This is a genomic window from Halomonas sp. SIMBA_159 (genome assembly GCF_046536035.1).
Classification (GTDB): domain Bacteria; phylum Pseudomonadota; class Gammaproteobacteria; order Pseudomonadales; family Halomonadaceae; genus Vreelandella; species Vreelandella venusta_A.
This window is the reverse complement of record NZ_JAWJBT010001499.1, coordinates 1-240: the sequence shown is the minus strand read 5'-3', so window position 1 is coordinate 240 and position 240 is coordinate 1. Positions and strand designations below refer to the sequence as shown.

The window sequence follows — 240 nt, the reverse complement described above, 5'->3', positions numbered from 1 at the left end:
CATGCTGATATTTGGCCAGAAAATGTACGGTGTCATCAACAATGATACCCAGACTCAGACTGGCGACCACTGACAGGCCAAGGTTAATTTCGCCACTGTACCAGCCCCAGATCCCAAAGCCGATAGCCGCCGGAGCGATATTAGGTAGCAGGCTGATAAGCCCCATACGCCAGGAACGCAGGCTGAAAATCAGCAGCAATGAGATCAGCACCAGCGCCAGCGGCAGCGTTTTTAGCATCG

General features: G+C 53.3%; 1 pseudogene. It reads right to left on the bottom strand.

Going from position 1 to position 240, the window contains the following annotated elements:
* Positions 1-240: pseudogene (locus R0J87_RS24215) on the bottom strand (RND family transporter); the annotation flags it as partial.